Raw genomic sequence first — 17008 nt, 5'->3', positions numbered from 1 at the left:
GGATGTCTTGTCCGCCCAGCATTTGAGCCCCGCTTCGGTAAGGGCTCCGATGATGCCGTGGTGTCGTGCGGCGGTCAGGTCGTGCGTGGAGCCGGGCAGAGCCGGCGAGGCCCAGAGCAGCCGTCCGAATGGATCGGTGAGGACCTGGACGTTCATGCCGTGGCGTTTGTGTTTCCCGGAATAGTACGGGGTGTCGGCGGCGATACGGTCGATCGGCAGCAGGGTGCCGTCGAGGATGACGAACGCCTTCTCCCGGATCGTCCGCATCGCTTCGGCCAGGGTCGGGGCGAGGGCGGCCAGGGACTCGACGGCTTCTCGTATGTAGCGGAAAACGGTCGCGATCCCGATGCCGAATCCGGCGGCCAGTTGGGCGTAGGTGTCACCGCACCGCAGGTGGGCCAGAGCAAGTAGGGCCTGTCGCGCGGCAGGAAGGCGCCGCCACCGCGTCCCGATCTCCTGCCGCCTGGCGGTGAGTCGTCCGGTCAGGAACCGCAAGGTGCGGCTGGACAGATCAATCGAGGACGGGTAGACAAGCACGTGAAGCTCCTGGCAGACACGGGCGATCTTGGTCGAGAACCCGTCTACCAGGAGCTTCGTCGTTGCGCAGGACCGTCCAACTCACGGTCAGCACCGCCAGCTTGGAAAAGGCTCACAGATCCGCCAGGTTGGCCCCGAATGCTCTGGACTGCGGGGCGCTGCTCCAGTTGACCGCGTACGCGAGCAGGCTTTCCGACCACGCCTTCGCCCTCTACGCGGACGCGGTCCTGGCCTCCTGGGAGGACGACGTCGACACCGCGCTGCACTCAGGTGCAGAAGGTTCACGCCTGGCCGGCGAGCACGGCCTGCTCTACGTCGGCGTGGGCGGGGACCAGGCCGCGCAGGTGGGCGCGGTAGCGGTACGGGGAGCGTCGACCCCCGGGGTGGTCGGTGAACGCGTGGTGGGCGGAGCGTTCGCGATCTGGGGGCAGACCCAGCTGGTCGCGCGGCAGCGCTTGGCATGCGAGCGGCTCCTGGCCTCGTGGCGCTCGGGAGTTGGCTCGGGGCGCGGCCGGGGGTGGGGAGTCACACCTGTTGCGGAATCGGGCCTGGTTGTTGTTCGGCCCTGGGGCGTGAGCAGTCTTGGCAAGGTCGACCGGGTGCGGTCTCGGCGGCAGTGCCGTGGCCCCCGTGGATTCCCTGGCGAGGAACGCGCCCAGTTCACCGATCGTGCTCACCAGAGGCGCGGGGACGACTACAGGCCCCGGCGAGTTTAGGGGCACGGATCAATGGCCGTGCTCCTGGTGACGTGGCGCCGCGGGCGGAGCCGTCCGCGGCTCACCCTGGTCGCGGCGGGCCTGGCCGGGGACCGGTCGTGCGGGACCGCTGCGAGCGCCTCGGCCACCGGGGTGGAAGCGGCTGTAGTGGTGCAGCGCGATCCGCTCGGAGTGCTGTGCGTTGAGCAGGTGGATCACGCGTGCCGCTCCGACGATCAGGAGCAGCGTGATGACGATGGTCAGGGCCGTGGTCATGGCGGTCACATCCCCACGAGGAGGCGGTCGGGGCGGGCCGGAACGGCGGCATAGGCCGAGGAGGTACCGCCCTCGTGCTCCCATACTTCTTCGAAGTCCTGCAGTCGGTCGGCTGCTGAGGCGCCGTGTAGGGCTTCGTCGCCCGCGATGAGCGCGCTCGCGGTCAGGGCCAGGCCCGCGGGGTCGCTCGCGGCGGCCATCAGCCGGGCGGCCGCGGCGGTGCTGGTCTGCGGCGGGATGACCAGGAGGTCCCAGCGGCCGGCTCCGTAGGACAGCACCAGGAGTTTGTGCGGGTCCTGCTCGGCCTTGAACCAGCCGGCCTTCACCACGTGTCCGGTGACGGGGATCTTGCGGGGGATGACGGGCCAGTGCTCAGGGTTGACGGCGATGCGGGTGATCCGGCCCCACAGGGGGTCGAGTACGTCGATCAGTGCGGGAAGTTCACGCAGCAGATCGCGGGAGCGTGGCCACCAGGCCCCGTCCAGGAGTCCACGGGAGGCGCCAGCGGGCTTGAGCGCAAGGCGGACGTTCGGAGCTGCGGCGGGATCGCGCTGCGCCAGAAGGAGGTCAGTGGTCGCGGACATGGCGCGAACCCGTCTCCGGGTCGCCGTTCGTGGACAGCGGCCCGGGGGTTTTTGCTCGCCGAGAACGAGGCCGACGCTGTGGCCGGGGTGCGAAGTGCTCTCGGTACCTCCAGCGTACTCCGAGGCAAGGGCCAAAGGACTGGCTGGGGCAACGAGGTTCGGTTCGTCATCGGGATGTCACCGCGTTGGTGCGTGTGTTGATCTCCGAGACCGAGTTGGCGCCCTGATCGGTGACGTAGGCGAAGGTGACGGTCGGGTCGACGGTCATGGCGGCCGGTCAGGCGGTCAAAGGCGGGTGAGCCGGCGTTCGCCGCCTGCGCCCTGCTTGTGGGGCGGGCCGTAGTGCCGGAAGACCGCTTTCTCCTGTTCGTCGGGCAGGACGTCGTCCGTGCCGATCGAGGGGCCGCCCTTTGTCAGCGCCTTGCCGTAGGTGATCTCGATCTGGCCCGGCCCGACGGTCGCGCTGTCCAGGGGGACGAAGACAAGGCGGTGCCGGGTGGGCAGGCCATCCGGACGGTGGCCGTGGCCGGGTCGTCAGTGCTGGTGTCCGCGTAGACCGCTTCCGGTGTGCCGATGCTGTGCTTGCCGACGTCCCTGGCATGGGGAGCGTGGGAGAGGAGGGAACGGAAGGCCGGTCCGTAACCTGAAGTTCCAGGTACGGCGCTCGGCCGGTCCCCCTCCACGGGATGTGCCGGACATCGGACGGAAGCCCCGTCCCTGGCGTGTATCGCGGCCACTGGTCAGTGAGGCGTCGGGATCCGGGGTGTCTGTACGGCGGCACAGTCCTGGGTGCTGTTCTCCGGACCGGGCCGCGACCAGGTGTGGGAACAACTGCTGTGCCGGAGTGTGAAGTTCGAGGCCCGGGCTACTCGCCCGGTGTCCGGCAGGCATGCCCGGGACGAAGGCGCCGGAGGGTTGGAGACACAGCCCCCGGCGTCGCCGGTTCACCGCTCATTCTCGCTCTGACGGCGGCCATCAGAGCAGGCCGCGCCTGGCGACGGCACGCTCAACAGGTGTCCTATCCCTCCAGGGGCGTGCTGGTGCGGGTCGTGCCCGAGGCGCCGGCCGGTGTCCGGCCGGGCGTGGCGGGGGCGGCGCTGAGGGCGAGGAGGGCCACGTCGTCCGCGGGGCCGACGGGGAAGGTTGCCAGGAGCGAGGTCAGGTCGTCGATGATCGCGGCGGCGCCGAGTGCCGTGTTGGCGGCGGCGTGATGGGTGAGGTGGGCGGCGAGCCCGGTCTCGTCGAACCGTGCGCCGTGGGAGCTGCGGGACGCGATGAGCCCGTCGCTGTAGAGCAGGAGCGCCTCACCCGGCAGGAGCCGGAGCGTACGGGAGGCGATGAACACGTCGGGCAGCACGCCGATGAGCATGCCCCCGGTGAGGTCCACCCGCTCTGCCCGGGAGGCCGCGCGGGCCGGCCCGTCGCGGCGGGCCGGCTGCAGGTGCAAGGCGGACGGGTGGCCGCCGCCTGCCAGGGCGATGGTGAAGCCGTTGGTGGGGTCGGGGGCCAGGGTGCCGAAGATCAGGGTGCAGAAGCGGCTGTCGGCAGTGGGGTGCGACAGAAGGGCGGAGTTCAGCGCTTGCAGCACCTGGCAGGGGTCGGGCTCAAGGAGTGCGGTGGAGCGCAGGGTGTAGCGGATCAGTGAGGTGAGCTCGGCGGCCCGGGCGCCCCGGCCGCTCACGTCGCCGAGGAAGAACGCCCACTGGTCGCGGCCCAGGGGGAACACGTCGTAGAAGTCCCCGCCGATGTCGGACACGGACGCGGTGGCGTAGTGCGAGGCCGCCTCAAGTCCCGGCACGCGCGGCAGGGTGGGCGGCAGCAGGGTGCTCTGCAGGGTGGCGGCGTACGAGGCGATCTCCGCCCGGTCCCGCTCGGCCCGCTCCCGCGCGGCGTGCTCGACGTCCACCAGTTCCCGCTCCACGCGCAGCATGCGGAGTGCGGAGAGCCGTAGTTCGAGCTGGTCCATGACCAGCGCGGCCAGATCGGTCAGGGCAGCGGTCTGTTCGGGCGCGATCCGGCGCGGCCGGGTGTCCAGGACGTCGACGGTGCCCAGTCGGTGCCCGTCGCGGGTGGTGATGGGCGCGGCGGCGTAGAAGCGCACCCGCATCGGGCCGGTGACCAGGGCGTTGGCACGGGCGGCCGCATCGCGGAGGGTGTCGGGGATGACCAGGGGCTCGTCGGTGAGGATCGCCGAGGTGCACAGCCCCGGATCCCGGCCGGTCTGGGTGACTCCCTCCAGTCCGTACGCGGCTTTGAACCAGACCCGGTCGGCGTCGACGATCGTCACCGTCGCCACCGGGGCGTCGAAGAGGCGGGCGGCCAGGGCGGCGATCCGGTCGAACGCCCCGTCGGGCGGGGTGTCCAGGATGTCGTAGCGGCGTACGGCTTCGATGCGCCGGGCCTCCTGCTCCGGCGGAAGCCCCGTGCGCGTCAGGTCCGGTAATTCCTCGGAGCCTGGTGTTCCGTCGGCTTCCAACCGGGTCGGCACCCCCTCTGCCCTCGTGCAGCGGGCTTGCGCCCATGGACGGCTGGCGGGGACGGTCAGACCCCCAATCCGACTAGGGGTTCGGAGTCGTCGACGAAAGCGCGGGCGATGTCGGACAGGCGGCGGTTGTGGGCGCGGGCGTAGCCGCGCAGGGCGGTGAATGCCTGTTCCATGTCGATGCTGTGGCGTTCGGCGAGTTTGCCCTTGGCCTGTTCGATCAGGATGCGGCTGTTGAGGGCGGTCTGGAGCTGCTCGTTGAGGACGGTGCTGCGGTGGGTGGAGCGATGCTGGAGGAGGCTGATGGTGGCGACGTCGGCCAGGGCCTGGGCGATGGAAGTGCTGCCCGGGTCGAAGGGGCCGGGGTCGGTGTGGAAGAGGTTGAGGGCGCCGACGACTTCGTCGCGCAGGCGCATGGGGAGGGCCTGGACTGTCCCGAATCCGTGGAGCCCGGCCTGTGTGGTGAAGCGCGGCCAGCGGTCGGTCTCCGTACGCAGGTCGGGGACGGCCACTGGTGTTCCCGTGCGGTAGCAGTCCAGGCAGGGGCCTTCGTCGTTCTGGAGCTGGAAGAGTTCAAGGAAGCGTACTTGTTCGTCGGAGGCGGCCATGACGCGGAGTTCGCCGTCGCGGTCCGCGAGCAGGACGCCTGCGGCGCTCGCGCCGAGCATCCCGACGCAGCGGTCGGTGAGCAGGCGCAGGAAGTCGATCAGGTCGAAGTCGGCGACCAGGTTGTCCGCCAGCTCGACGAAGGTCTTGGCCAGGAGTCGCTCATTCATCGGCTACACCCTTGATGGAGGTCGGCTGCGCCCGAACGGGCCGGGAAACGTGTGTAGTTCAGTGGACCGTGCGAGGGAACCGGTCGTCCTCATCGGCCCTCCTCGGTCTGCTTCGGCTCCATGTCCGGGGAGAAGAGCAGGCGGTGGGCGACTATGTCGGAGGCCACGTCGGCGAGCCGGTGTCCGTGGGCGAAGGCGTGCGCGCGCAGCCGTATGAACGCCTCCTCGATCCCGACGCCGAGCTGCACCGTGAGCACGCCGGTGGCCTGGTCGATCTCGGCCCGGTACGCGCCCAGGTCGCCACGGCGCCCCACGGGCCCCGTATCGCCGGACTCGTCGATCCGGGCGTCGAGCAGGAGCAGCGTCGCGGTGTCGGCGAAGGCCAGGGCGTCGGCGAGCGCATCGGTGCTCAGCTCGACCGGCACGCCGGCGTACAGGTCAAGGACCCCCGGGCTGATCGCCCCGATCTGCAGGGGGAGCGCGAAGACCGCCCGCGCGCCCGCTTCCAGAGCCGCGTCAGCGAACACCGGCCAGCAGTCCTGGAGTTCACTGGTGAGCAGGTCGGGCGTCAGGATCGCCGAGCCGTGGGCGAAGGCATCCACGCACGGTCCCTCACCCAGGGTGAGCTGGAGTTCCTCAAGCCGTTCGCTGATCTCGTCGGTGCTGCACAGTGGATGGCTGGCCGTGTTCGGGAACATCGCGGACAGGCCGGCGCCGCTGACCGGCAGCGTGGCGACCGCAGCGGTGCACACGTCCACGACCCCGACCCGAGCATCGCGCAGGGCCGCCTGCTGGGCGACGAGCGCCTGGATCCGGGACGACCGGCTGTCGGGCGTCACGCAGTCCTCCGGGTCCAGCTGGGGTGCGGAGGTTTCGTCGGCCGTACGAAGGTTCGTTCCGCGAAGCGGAGAATCAGGGCCCGGAGCAGCGGTGGACCGGTCGGGTGCCACACGGTTCCGATGTCCTGCCAGCCTCCGGCCCGGAGGCTGGCGAGGGTCGGCAGGTCGGCCGGGTCCACCAAAGCCGCGCCGAGCGATGCCCGGCGGCCGGTCAGGAGCCGTTCTTGCAGTCGGCAGGCCAACTCCTGACCCGCGGGGTGCGGCCGGACCAGGATCTTGGAGATTGCGAAGACATCGCCGGAGGCGGTGAGTTGCTCCACGTCGTACGGGAGCGTCCCGTCGAACCCGAACCACCACCGGCCGTCGCTTGGAACGGGGAATCCGAAGGCGCACCCCACCAGGCAGTCGGTCTCCGCGATCACGAGGGCGAACCCCGGTCGCCGGATGTCGGCGGCGAGGCGACGCAGGAACCCCGTCCGTCGGAGGCTGCGGTACGTCTCGCGGATCGTCGCCTCGCAGGACTCCGTGTAGAGATCCGCCAGGTCCTCCCTCAAGTCCTGGGCCCGCCAGCGACTCACCCGGAGCAGCCGCACCGCGGCCATGAGGTACGGGTCGTCGTTCCTGGGCCTGTGGGCTTGCTCCGGCCGGGGCCGACCGCTCACAGCACACCATCCGTGACGGCAGGTCCCAAGGACGCGAGCCGGCGCGGTGCTCCGCGGCACGCCGTCGGCGGCGAAACCGGTGTCGCGCTGAGGGGGCCGTCCCCGGGAGGAGGGGATTGCTGTCCGAACGGACCCTCCAGGAAGAGGAATTCGGTGCTCGTGATCCTGACCATCCAGGCCAGCATGGGTGGCGGATGGTGCAGCCGCAGGGATCCGCCGAGCGAGGTGGTCCGCTGCGCCGCGTAGAGGAAGGCATTGAGCCCGCTCACGTCGCAGAAGGTGAGCGGGGTGAGGTCGACGTCGATTGTACGGATGCCGTCGCGCAGGCACTGTTCTAGAGCCTCGCGCACCTGCGGGATGGTGTCCAGATCGATCTCGCCTGCCAGGGTGATCAGCGACCGTTGCCTTCTGTCGTGGCGGTAGATGTTCAGCGGGGGCAGGGGCATGACGCCTCGGTTCGGTAGACCCGCCGGGCAACGCGAAGTGGCGGAGCCGGACTCGCGGCCGCTCTTGGCACGCTGTCGACAGGGGCGTACTAACGGCAGAAGCAGACCGGCGGCTGGCCCAACACCCCCTGTATCGGAAGCGGGACCCGCACGATTCACTTCAGGAGATGCGCCGGCGACCGGACGAAGGGTCCGCTCCCCGAGCCTCAGTTCGGAGCAGCAACATGTCCGCCGGGGTCTGGGACGTCCACACAACAGCATAGTCCCGGCTGTCCTCGCCAGGACTGTTCCTGTGAAACACCCGAGCGGCGACGGTTTCGGCAACGCCACGTCCGATACGCCGTCGGGGCAAGGGAATTGAGGCGCCGGACTGATCAGCGCCGATGTCCGGGGCTCCGCGCGCTCCGACCGGGCCGATACGCCTTGAAAGTGGTACTGCGCAGCTTCCGTGGGCCGCTGGAGGAGGGGGCTCAGTCGGACCGGGTCGCGACGAGCGCCTCCTGCACCGTGGCGAACATCGGCACCAGGGCGGTGACGCCGCCTGCGGCACGAGCCGGGAATGCCCCCGGGTCAGCAGGGGTGCTGCCGCGCAACGTCGTTGGCGAGGGCTTGGCGCAGTGCCATGAGGGAGGACAGGTCGGCCTCGTTGACGAAGCGGTCGAGCAGGATGCTGATGCGCCATTGCCGGCCGTCATGTACCGCGGTCACGATGTCTGCGATGGCCCTGCGCTGGTCTTGTGAGGGCGAGTTGATCATGCCAGTCCCTGGAGTTGGAGGACCGTGGGGTCCGTGTCTCCACTCTCCTCGCCCCGAGGGAACATGGCTCTGGCATATACCGAATCTGGCCGGGTTTCACTCTTGGCGCCGTCTGGTGCGGACACCTCTTAGCCGAGGACGCCACCGGATATGCATGCGCCACCGCGGCCGTCCAACACCTCTACGCCAGCACCGGCCCAGCCACACGCTCGACTTCTGGCCCGAGCGGCTTGGCGGGTATCAGGGAGCCGGCTGCTCGGAGGGGGCGGTGGCAATGAGGAGTTGTGCGGCCTGGGCGGTGTTGTCGGCGCGGACCGCACGGGCCATGGCGGTGCGCGCGGCCTCGACGCTCGCGTGCGGAGGGACCACGAGCAGCGCGAAGTGGTCGTTGTGACCGCGGGTGATGAGGACGGTGTCGTCACCGACCGGGAAGGAGTCGAGGTGTACGACCCGGTCGTCGATCACCAGGCGCGTCGGGATTTCGTTCCAGGCGGTGGCGTCCAGGCCCACGCGAGTGATGGGGCCGAGGTGCTCGGTGAGAGCGCTGACCAGCGCCGGCAGCTCCGCCGCGATGTCACGGGATCGAGGCCACCACGCGCCGTCCAGGAGTCCTTCACGGGACTGCGTCGTCTCCAGCCGGAGGAGGGCCGTTCCGGGTTTCACCGCCTGGTGAATGGCGTCCGGAAGCAGCTTCGCAGGAGTGGGGGTGTCGGATTCAGCCATGATCGGTTCGCCTGTCCGCGAGGTGCGGCGACACATGGTCCGTCGCCCGTACTGACGTCGGCACCGCGATGGTGGCCGGTGAAATGCCGCCCTTGATTCACGGTACCCCCGGTGCCTGCCGTGAGGCTCGGCAGCGCCCGTCCGGGACTGCCCGTCACCTCCCGAAAATGCCTGGTCGCACCGCCGCTTCGGGAGCCTTGGACCGGAGTAGAGTGAGGGAACCGGGAGCATTTCGTACGCCCGCCCCCATGCGGATGTCGTTTCCGGCGATCAAAAGCACCGGGCTGTCGCAGACGGGCCCGGGGGCAGGTCCGCGCCATGACCATCACCGTCGACAGCACAGCAGTCCGCGTCCTTGCTCCACCGCTTCCGGCGCGGCTGTCCCTCACACCCAAGACCACGCTCGCCGGCCAGCTCGACGGCGCCTGGTGGCCCCGCTCCCGCAACCTCGACGCCGAACTCCCGACACTCCTCGACGCCCTGGACGAGACCTGGGGGCGCATCACTCGCGTCACGGTGAACCCCACTCACTGGCCCGTGATCCCGCAGAGGGTGCCCGTCACCGGGCACACCGTGCACGTGGGCTGGTTCACCGAGCAGGACCCCGACAAACTGATCCTGCTCTCCCGCAGGGGCGGCCGCTGGGACCTTCTGGTGATTCCGCCGGAGACCGGGCCCGCCGCCGCGGCTCGGCTGATGTCCGCCGCCGCGATCCCGGGGAGCGTCCTCACCGCCGGCGCATTGCTGACCGCCGAAGCCGTGACCGGCAGTGCCGTCGACGCCCGGGGTAGGGAAGACGCCTGGGAGACCGAAGGCGGGGCGTGCATGTCCCCCTTCGGGTACCCGATGGGATGCCGGTTCGGTCCTCCGTCCACGGACACGTGGAGGTGAGGAACATGGAGACCATCCTCCTCATCGCGGCGATCGTTGTCATGACCGGCATAGGAGTGCGCCTCGTCCAACTGCTCAATGCCCAGCACAACGCGCGGATCGCGTCCTACCACTTCGGCGACGCGCTGCCGGGCGTCGGCCGACGAAGCAGGAAGCACCACAGGCACACACCGGCAGCTCCCGGTCGACCGACCGACACCACCGGCCGCAGCGGCACAGCCCGATGACCCAGACCGCCATCTGATCGGGGGCAGCGAGTGGGACGCCTCAGGCGTCCCGCCCGTCGGCCTTCCGCCTCGGCGCCCACCCAACCACTCCACGCACGAGAGGACGCGGTCATGGCGACACTGCGCGAGCGGAAGACCTACCGTGAGCAGGTTCTACGGGCCCTGTACGAAGCCACCGAGGGCAATCGCCTGCTCGGCGTGACCGGCGCAATGATCTGCAGCACCCTCCAGGTCCCGGAGCAGGATCTGGCCGCTGCCTGCACCTACCTGGCGGGTGAGGGCCTGATCACCGTCGACTGGGACCCGGGCAACATCCCCGCGATGGTCATGCTGACCCACCAAGGAATCCGGCTCATGGAGGCCGAGGAAGAGGAGCGCGGCTGAGCTGAGGCGTCGCCAGGGCGTGTGGTCAGTGGAACCCCCCTCTCGGCCGTGGACGGTCGTGGTCGTCGCCCCGGTGCCCGCACGTGAAGCGACATCGCGGCCGACACACCCTGTTGGGCAGACGTCGGCTCCCGTCTCACCGAATCGGGTCGGCGCCGGCCCGTATCGCCTTCTACGTTCACGTGCCGTAGCGCCGATACGTGGCTTGGGCTGTTCGCGGCGCAGGGGCGGGACTAGGCTGTCGGCACGGCCCCAGTCCCCGGCAGCGTGAGGATCCGCTCCGAGGAGGCGCACGGTGTCCAGAGGTGCCAGAACTTCTCTCATCCCCGCGGACGCGCTCCGCTCGCCCCCTGAGACGGTGGGTACACAGGTGCCTGTACGGAGCGGCCACTCCTCGCCGTCACTGCCGGTGTCCGTTCCGGAGGGGCAGCCCGCGCCCACCGGTGTTCATGCGGACCAGGTGGTCGTCGTGGTCAGGGGAAGTCTTGGCCTGGCCACTGTTCCAGGACTGCGCGACCGCCTGCTGCGCGTGTCCCACGGTCCTGGAATCCGGTTGGTCCTCGACCTGTCGGGCGTCACCTCCTGCGACCTCCTGGGCCTCGGGCTGATCATCGCCACCGCCCGCCGGGCCCGGTCCTTCGGCGGCAGCCTGCGTCTTGTCGCCCCGAGCCCCGCCGTTGCCGAGGCCCTCGGCACCAGCGGGCTGATCCGGCTGCTCCAGGTCTTTCCCGCTCTCGACACGCCGGCCAGGACTTCGGCTACCGAGGCGACCAGCCCGGATCTCCGCGAAGCGGCCTAGACGCTCCACCAACCCGTGGGTCGACGGCACCGTCCGAAGCCTCTGGCGCCGCCGCCCCTCTGTCGGTGTCGCCGCGGGCGCCCCGACCGGGGGTGTAGATGCCGTCGGTCGGCCCGAGTGTTTATCAACGCCTCGGGTACTCGGCTGGCATGGGAGACCTCCGTACATGCGACGTGCGATTCGTCGACCGCGTACTGCCGTACGTAGGCCGTGCCGTCCGCCAGAGCGTGCTGCGTCCGGCCGTCGCGGCCGCGACGGGTTTGACGGGCCGCCGCGCTGTCCGCCGAGCCGCTCTGCGCGGCGCCGGCTCGTCCGTCCTGACCTGCGCCGCCATCCGCATCTCCGCCCAGGAGCTCGGCACGAGCGGGCAGCTCCGGCAGCCGCAGACCGGGGCGTTGTCGTCCGGCCGCACGGCAGGTGCTGCTGCCTTCGCGGCCGCCGCCGCCCTGGAGTCGCCCCGACTGGGCGCCGTCCTCGTCCCCGTCGCGCTGGTGGCTGCGGTTTCCCGCGCCCGCTCGGGCACGTACTCTCCCGGCCGCGTCCTCGCAGACTTCACGATCGGCGCCGGGATCGCGGCGGCGACCTGTCACTGGTGGCCCCTGCGCCGCGACGAGCCCGCCGACACCGCACGGGCGAACGTGCCCGTCCCCGCGCTGCCGGGCGGCGAATGCCTGGTCGCGGTCGTCAACAGCGATGCCGGCGGCGACGTCCCGGCCGAGGTCGAACTGCGGGCGCTCCTGCCGAAGGCGGAGTTGCGGATCTGCGAGAGCGGCGACGACCTGCACACCGTGCTTCAGCAGGCCGTCGCGGACATCCATGCGCGTGGCGGTGCACTCGGCGTCGTCGGCGGCGACGGCACGGTCAACGCCGCGGCCGTCCTGGCTGCCGACAGCCACCTGCCGCTCGCCGTGTTCCCCGCCGGTACCCTCAACCACTTCGCCACCGACCTCGGACTGCCGACCCTGAAGGACACCGCCGACGCCGTGGAGGAGGGCACCGGCGGAGCCGTCGACCTGGGCAGGATCACCGGTGACGGCCGCGACACGTACTTCCTCAACACCTTCAGCATCGGCGTCTACCCCGAACTCGTCCGGGCCCGCGAATCCCGCGAGGCATCCATAGGGAAGTGGCCCGCGCTGGCCGTGGGTCTGTTCCGGGTCCTCGCTGACGGCACGCCCATCGAGGTCAGTGTCGACGGACAGCCCCGGCGGCTGTGGCTGCTCTTCGCCGGCAACAGCCGCTACGACCCGCCGGGCTTCGCCCCTTCCTACCGACGCAGCCTCGACGACGGACTGCTCGACCTGCGCATCGTCGACGGCAAGCACCCCTTCGCCCGCACCCGCCTCGTCGCGGCCTTCCTCACCGGCACCCTCGCGCGCTCCCGCGTCTACCGGGAAGCCACCGCGACCCGACTGCGCATCGACGGTGTGGGCAAGGCGGGCGACTACACCCGGGACGGCGAAGTGAGCCCCGCCTCCGACACCCTCATCCTCGGCAAGGCCCCGCGTGCGCTCACCGTCTACCTGCCGACTCCCCGGTGACGCGTGTAGCGGCCCACTCCCAAGGCCACAGCGTGGTGGCGGCGCACAGGTAGATGGAGGCTATGCGCCGGAGCCTGTCCGGTTGCCTTCGGCAGGGTGAAGGGCCAACTGCCGCCTACAGGGTGTCAGTTGATGTGGTTCCGGGCGCGGCTGACTGCGGGGTGGGGCATCGTCATCCGGTCATTTCCGTCTGGTGAGTCCCGGCTCGTCTCCGCAGATCGTCCTGCCGTCCGGGCTGCGCGCGATGGAAGGTGCAGACCGAGCGTGGCGGGAATGCGCCTGCCGACCCAACATCCATTCATCCGGTCGTGGTTACGTGGCTTCAGCCGGGCCCGGGACGACTCGACGTACGCATCACCGTAGTGAAGTGCGACGAGAGGATTCGGTGCATGCCTCAGCTACCGGGCCCGGTCGGCAGGCTGCTGGACGCTGCTCGCTGGCTGACCAGCCCGCTCGCCCTGGACGACTATCTCGGTCTGATCGATCCGCTGCTCGGCGGCCGCCATCCGGCGGGGCGCGTGGTGGTGGTACACCGGGAGACCGCGGATGCCGCCACGCTCACCATCCGGCCCGGCCGCGGCTGGTCGGGCCACCGCGCCGGCCAGTACATCCCGATCGGCGTCGAAGTGGACGGCGTATGGCACTGGCGCACGTACTCGCTCACCTCCCCACCGGGCCCGGCGGACGGACTCCTGGCGATCACTGTGAAGGCGGTGCCCGGCGGCAGGGTCTCACCGAGGCTGGTGCACCGGACTCGTGCGGGTGCGATCCTCCGACTCGGGCCAGCCCAAGGCGAGTTCGTCCTGCCGGACCCCCTCCCGCCCCGCATCCTGATGGTCACCGCGGGCAGCGGCATCACCCCGGTCATGGCCATGCTCCGCACGCTCATGGGTCACCAGCCGCCGCACCCCGATGTCCTACTGGTCCACAGCGCACCCAGTGCCGCGGACAGCATCTTCGGTCCGGAACTCCGCGAAACCCAGGGAAAGTTGACCTGGCTGACCTACGTCGAACACCACACCCGCGCGCTCGGCAGGATCACTCCGGAAGACGTGGCTCGCCTCTGTCCCGACTGGGGCGAGCGCGAAACCTGGGTCTGCGGCCCCCAGGGCCTGCTCGACGCGATCGAGGACCACTGGAACCGGGTACGCCTCGGCGACCGGCTCCACCTGGAACGCTTCCGTCTCGCCCCGTTCCCGCAGCCCGGCCCGACAGAAGCTCCTGGCGGCCGCGTCCTGTTCACCCGGACCGGTGTCGAAGCCGACGCCGACGCGTCCACCCCACTCCTGGCCGTCGGTGAGGCGGCGGGCGTGCCGATGGCGTACGGATGCCGCCGCGGCATCTGCTTCGGCTGTCTCACCCCGCTCACGTACGGCCGTTTGCGCGACCTGTGTACGGGCGAACTCCGGGACCAAGCCGGTCAGTTGATCCAGACCTGCGTCACGGCGGCGGCCGGACCGCTCGCCCTTGAAGCCTAGGCACGCAAGGAGTACCCGTGACCCTCATCGTGAACGAGATCGCCGAGGCCGCCCTCGACGAAGAATTCGGCAGGGAACTCGACCGGATCCGTGCCGAGATCATCGCCGCGCGCGGCGCCGACGACGCCCGCTACGTCCGTACCGTGATCGCCACGCAGCGGGGCCTGGAGGCGGGCGGCAGGGTGGCTCTCGCCGTCTCGCTGTTCCCGCCCGTGTGGGTGGCGGGCACCGCCATGCTCTCCGTCGCCAAGATCCTGGAGAACATGGAGCTGGGCCACAACGTCCTGCACGGCCAATGGGACTGGATGGGCGACCCGGCGATCCACTCGGCCACCTGGGAGTGGGACTTCCTCACGCCCGCCGGGGCCTGGAAGCGCACCCACAACCACCTGCACCACACCTGGACCAATGTCGTCGGCCGTGACCGCGACCTCGGCTACATCGTCTTCCGGATGAGCGCCGACCAGGCCTGGCGGCCGCGCCATCTCGCCCAGCCCCTCTACAACTTCCTGCTCGCGCCGCTCTTCGAGTGGGGCATCGCGCTGTACGACCTGGAGCCGGACGCGGTCGCCGCCGGTGGCAAGTCCTGGCGTGCCTTCCGCGCCGACCTGACCGGGTTCCTGACCAAGGCGACCCGGCAACTCGCCAAGGACTACGTCCTCTTCCCGCTCCTGGCCGGTCCCTCCGCCCTGCCCTGCCTGCTCGGCAACCTCACCGCCAACGCCGTGCGCAATCTCTGGTCGCACACCATCATCTTCTGCGGGCACTTCCCCGAAGGCGTCCGGACATTCACCGAGGAACACCTCGACGGTGAGACGCGCGGCGGCTGGTACCTGCGGCAGATCCAAGGCTCGGCCAACATCGAAGGCGGCCCCCTCTTCCACGTCCTCAGCGGCAACCTCGGCCACCAGATCGAGCACCACGCCTTCCCCGACCTGCCCAGCAACCGCTACGCCGAGATCGCCCCGCGCGTGCGCGAACTCTGCGACAAGTACGGCGTCCCGTACACCACCGGCCCCCTGTGGCGGCAGTACGCCTCCACCTGGAACCGCATCCTGCGCTTCGCCGTACCGGGCCGCTGAACCACAGAGGCCGCGATTGCTCAGATGGCCAGCAGCCGCTCTGCGGTCTCGCGGTACTGCTGTAGGGCGACGCGCAGTTCCTCGGTCTCTGCTTGGGTGTCCTGGCTCTGCCAGTTCGCGCGGAGAGTGCGCTGCCGTTCCGCGGAGGGCGTTCGTCAGGAGGGTGACCATCTCGTCGACGGTGCCGTCGGCCTCCTCCACCGCATGACGTGGGCTGTCGACGAAGTTGTTGACGGCCTGCTGGAGGCGGACGGCCAGCTTGTCCCGTTCGCCCGCAGGCAGCAGCCGCTGCTCCGAGCCCGCGGCGCCGGTTAACGGTCCGCCTGGCGCCTGGGACGGTTGTGGTCGAGTTGTCCGCGGGGCGTGCTGCTTGGTGAGATCCGGGCCTTCGGCCGCGGGTTGCCTCGCGCGTTCGGAGTCGTACAGATTACGTGCCACTTCCCTTTGCTTGGTGTCAGCCGTGTGTGGTGGGCGCTTGGCCGTGGTCGCCGGGGGACTGCGTGCGGTGTCGGCCCGAGTCGGCTGCCTGTTCGTCGGCCAGTGCGGAGAAGAGGCCGCGGGCCTCGACCATGGCCTCGCGCATCTCTTCGGTGCTGCTCCGGCCGCGGACCGCTGTGTGCATGTCGCGATAGCCGAGGACTTGGTCGGCGTGGTGGACGGAGAGCGCGGTCAGTTGCTCGTCGAACTGCTCCCGGCCCGGGAATCCCCGGTCCTCGGCCAGTCGGGCCAGGAGCGTGTCGGCCTCGGCGACCGCCTTGTGCGGAGATTCGGCGAACAGCTCCTGGATCTGGGCCCATTGGGTGAGGTACCGCTCGCGGACCTCGGGCGGAAGCCGCTGCTCCTTGAGGGATCCGTACTGCCGTACGCGTTCGCTCAGTTCTTGTTCGGCGGCTTCGGCATTGCCGTTGTGGTGGGCCAGGGTGCGGCCGTACTCGGGGCCGAAGCGGCGCTTCAGCCCGCGCTCGCCACCGCGCCGGCCGAACCCGATGAAGAGGACTGCGGCCACGATCATGACAACCACGGCGATCACCACGATGGCGAACATTGACATGACGTGCCTCTCTGCTGTGTGGCTCTGAAGGTGTTCTGCTGCATTCCGTCAGCTCCCGCCTACCAGTGCTTGTGTGCATGCCTGCCGGGGGGCGCCCACGCAACGTGGACACCGCCCGGGGCTGACCTCCCGTTCCGCCTACCGGCGGTTCCAGGCGTAGCGGCGTCCGCCGCCGTTGCGGTGGTGACGGGAGAAGCCGAGGATCCAGAAGATCAGCAGGACGGCTGCGGCGATCCATAGGACGTGCATGGTGAAGCCGAACCCGAGCAGGACCAGAGCCAGCAAGAGAAGGAGAAGAAGAACGATCATGGCAGGACCTCCCTGCGTCACAGGGCTGCAAGCCCTGTTCTCCGCGGGGTCCGGGCGAAACAGAACGGGGGGCGCGCTGTCCGGAGAATCCCGAACGGCATAGCCCGACGCCGTGCCTGCCAGTCAACTCCCCGCGCTCTGCCCTGTCAACGCAACAGCGATACGGCCGGGTTCGCGGTCCGGAACCAAGACGGCGGGAGCCCGCACGGGCTCGGCGGCCGCCTCCTCCGGCGTCGCCGACGGCAGCAGGTGATCCTCCCACCAGGACAGGCCCATGAGCATGGCGAGCAGGACGAAGGGAGCCAGAACGGGGAACAGTAGCGCGTACATGGGTACCGCCTGTTGTCTGGAATGGCGCGGGGGCCGGTGGCAGCGGACTCCTGCCGGTACCGCCCGGGTGAGGCGCATCGAGGCCGCGTCGGGAACATGGTGCGAGGGTCGGCGCCGATGTGCGCGGTGCGCTCCGGAAA

The 17008-nt window shown here is 70.1% G+C and carries 20 protein-coding genes and 2 pseudogenes; 8 read left to right on the top strand and 14 right to left on the bottom strand.

Annotation, left to right across the window (positions count from 1 at the left end):
• Positions 1–6: 6 nt before the first annotated feature.
• Positions 7–537 (bottom strand): annotated as a pseudogene (locus ACSHXC_RS08845) (transposase family protein); the annotation flags it as partial.
• Positions 538–665: 128 nt separating this feature from the next.
• Between ACSHXC_RS08845 and ACSHXC_RS08840 the strand changes: the two are divergent.
• A complete protein-coding gene (locus ACSHXC_RS08840; protein WP_438291051.1) occupies positions 666–1253 on the top strand; it encodes a hypothetical protein in 588 nt (195 codons plus the stop codon).
• Positions 1254–1262: 9 nt separating this feature from the next.
• Here the strand turns inward: ACSHXC_RS08840 and ACSHXC_RS08835 are convergent, their stop codons facing one another.
• The 10 genes and pseudogenes from ACSHXC_RS08835 to ACSHXC_RS08790 all read right to left on the bottom strand — a co-directional run bounded on the left by ACSHXC_RS08835 (position 1263) and on the right by ACSHXC_RS08790 (position 8776).
• Entirely contained in the window at positions 1263–1508 is a 246-nt protein-coding gene (locus tag ACSHXC_RS08835; RefSeq protein WP_438291050.1) for a hypothetical protein, read from the bottom strand.
• Between the two features lie 5 nt (positions 1509–1513).
• Positions 1514–2092: a DUF5994 family protein gene (locus ACSHXC_RS08830; protein ID WP_438291049.1), complete on the bottom strand. Its 579-nt coding sequence runs from the start codon at positions 2090–2092 to the stop codon at positions 1514–1516.
• Positions 2093–2377: 285 nt separating this feature from the next.
• Positions 2378–2667 (bottom strand): annotated as a pseudogene (locus ACSHXC_RS08825) (PRC-barrel domain containing protein).
• A 443-nt stretch (positions 2668–3110) separates the two neighbouring features.
• Positions 3111–4568, bottom strand: coding sequence for a PP2C family protein-serine/threonine phosphatase (locus ACSHXC_RS08820; protein ID WP_438291048.1), 1458 nt, complete (start codon positions 4566–4568; stop codon positions 3111–3113).
• Between the two features lie 65 nt (positions 4569–4633).
• The gene (locus ACSHXC_RS08815) at positions 4634–5350 is read right to left on the bottom strand and encodes a GAF domain-containing protein (RefSeq protein ID WP_438291047.1); all 717 of its coding nucleotides are present in this window, start codon (positions 5348–5350) and stop codon (positions 4634–4636) included.
• Positions 5351–5439: 89 nt separating this feature from the next.
• Positions 5440–6189, bottom strand: a complete 750-nt coding sequence (locus ACSHXC_RS08810; RefSeq protein ID WP_438291046.1) for an ANTAR domain-containing protein — start codon at positions 6187–6189, stop codon at positions 5440–5442.
• The gene (locus ACSHXC_RS08805; protein WP_438291044.1) at positions 6186–6851 is read right to left on the bottom strand and encodes a hypothetical protein; all 666 of its coding nucleotides are present in this window, start codon (positions 6849–6851) and stop codon (positions 6186–6188) included. The genes ACSHXC_RS08810 and ACSHXC_RS08805 overlap by 4 nt, the downstream gene beginning before the upstream one ends.
• Positions 6848–7297: an STAS domain-containing protein gene (locus tag ACSHXC_RS08800; protein WP_438291043.1), complete on the bottom strand. Its 450-nt coding sequence runs from the start codon at positions 7295–7297 to the stop codon at positions 6848–6850. Before ACSHXC_RS08800 ends, ACSHXC_RS08805 begins: the two co-directional genes overlap by 4 nt.
• 570 nt (positions 7298–7867) lie before the next feature.
• Positions 7868–8005: a hypothetical protein gene (locus ACSHXC_RS08795; RefSeq protein ID WP_438291042.1), complete on the bottom strand. Its 138-nt coding sequence runs from the start codon at positions 8003–8005 to the stop codon at positions 7868–7870.
• A 288-nt stretch (positions 8006–8293) separates the two neighbouring features.
• Positions 8294–8776: a DUF5994 family protein gene (locus tag ACSHXC_RS08790; protein ID WP_438291041.1), complete on the bottom strand. Its 483-nt coding sequence runs from the start codon at positions 8774–8776 to the stop codon at positions 8294–8296.
• A 318-nt stretch (positions 8777–9094) separates the two neighbouring features.
• Between ACSHXC_RS08790 and ACSHXC_RS08785 the strand changes: the two genes are divergently transcribed.
• The 7 genes from ACSHXC_RS08785 (at position 9095) to ACSHXC_RS08755 (ending at position 15178) form a co-directional block, all read left to right on the top strand.
• Positions 9095–9667 (top strand): DUF5994 family protein, encoded by a 573-nt coding sequence (locus ACSHXC_RS08785; protein ID WP_438291040.1) that lies wholly within the window; start codon positions 9095–9097, stop codon positions 9665–9667.
• Positions 9668–9672: 5 nt separating this feature from the next.
• On the top strand, positions 9673–9894 hold the full coding sequence (locus tag ACSHXC_RS08780) for a hypothetical protein (RefSeq protein ID WP_438291039.1): 222 nt from the start codon (positions 9673–9675) through the stop codon (positions 9892–9894).
• Between the two features lie 111 nt (positions 9895–10005).
• Complete coding sequence (locus ACSHXC_RS08775; protein ID WP_398877286.1) at positions 10006–10278, top strand: hypothetical protein; 273 nt, start codon at positions 10006–10008, stop codon at positions 10276–10278.
• A 370-nt stretch (positions 10279–10648) separates the two neighbouring features.
• Positions 10649–11077 carry an STAS domain-containing protein gene (locus ACSHXC_RS08770; RefSeq protein ID WP_438291038.1) on the top strand — a complete coding sequence of 143 codons (429 nt, stop codon included), beginning with the start codon at positions 10649–10651 and terminating at the stop codon, positions 11075–11077.
• A gap of 149 nt (positions 11078–11226) precedes the next feature.
• Entirely contained in the window at positions 11227–12618 is a 1392-nt protein-coding gene (locus tag ACSHXC_RS08765) for a diacylglycerol/lipid kinase family protein (RefSeq protein ID WP_438291037.1), read from the top strand.
• A 389-nt stretch (positions 12619–13007) separates the two neighbouring features.
• Positions 13008–14096 (top strand): ferredoxin reductase, encoded by a 1089-nt coding sequence (locus ACSHXC_RS08760; protein WP_438291036.1) that lies wholly within the window; start codon positions 13008–13010, stop codon positions 14094–14096.
• Between the two features lie 17 nt (positions 14097–14113).
• The gene (locus ACSHXC_RS08755) at positions 14114–15178 is read left to right on the top strand and encodes a fatty acid desaturase family protein (protein ID WP_438291035.1); all 1065 of its coding nucleotides are present in this window, start codon (positions 14114–14116) and stop codon (positions 15176–15178) included.
• A gap of 454 nt (positions 15179–15632) precedes the next feature.
• Here the strand turns inward: ACSHXC_RS08755 and ACSHXC_RS08750 are convergent, their stop codons facing one another.
• The 3 genes from ACSHXC_RS08750 to ACSHXC_RS08740 all read right to left on the bottom strand — a co-directional run bounded on the left by ACSHXC_RS08750 (position 15633) and on the right by ACSHXC_RS08740 (position 16868).
• Positions 15633–16229, bottom strand: a complete 597-nt coding sequence (locus tag ACSHXC_RS08750) for a hypothetical protein (RefSeq protein ID WP_438291034.1) — start codon at positions 16227–16229, stop codon at positions 15633–15635.
• A 138-nt stretch (positions 16230–16367) separates the two neighbouring features.
• Positions 16368–16538, bottom strand: coding sequence for a hydrophobic protein (locus ACSHXC_RS08745; protein ID WP_438291033.1), 171 nt, complete (start codon positions 16536–16538; stop codon positions 16368–16370).
• Positions 16539–16661: 123 nt separating this feature from the next.
• Entirely contained in the window at positions 16662–16868 is a 207-nt protein-coding gene (locus ACSHXC_RS08740; protein ID WP_438291032.1) for a hypothetical protein, read from the bottom strand.
• Between the last annotated feature and the right edge of the window lie 140 nt (positions 16869–17008).

It is taken from the genome of Streptomyces sp. HUAS TT7 (genome assembly GCF_051550175.1).
Classification (GTDB): domain Bacteria; phylum Actinomycetota; class Actinomycetes; order Streptomycetales; family Streptomycetaceae; genus Streptomyces.
This window is presented reverse-complemented; position numbering and strand designations above follow the sequence as displayed.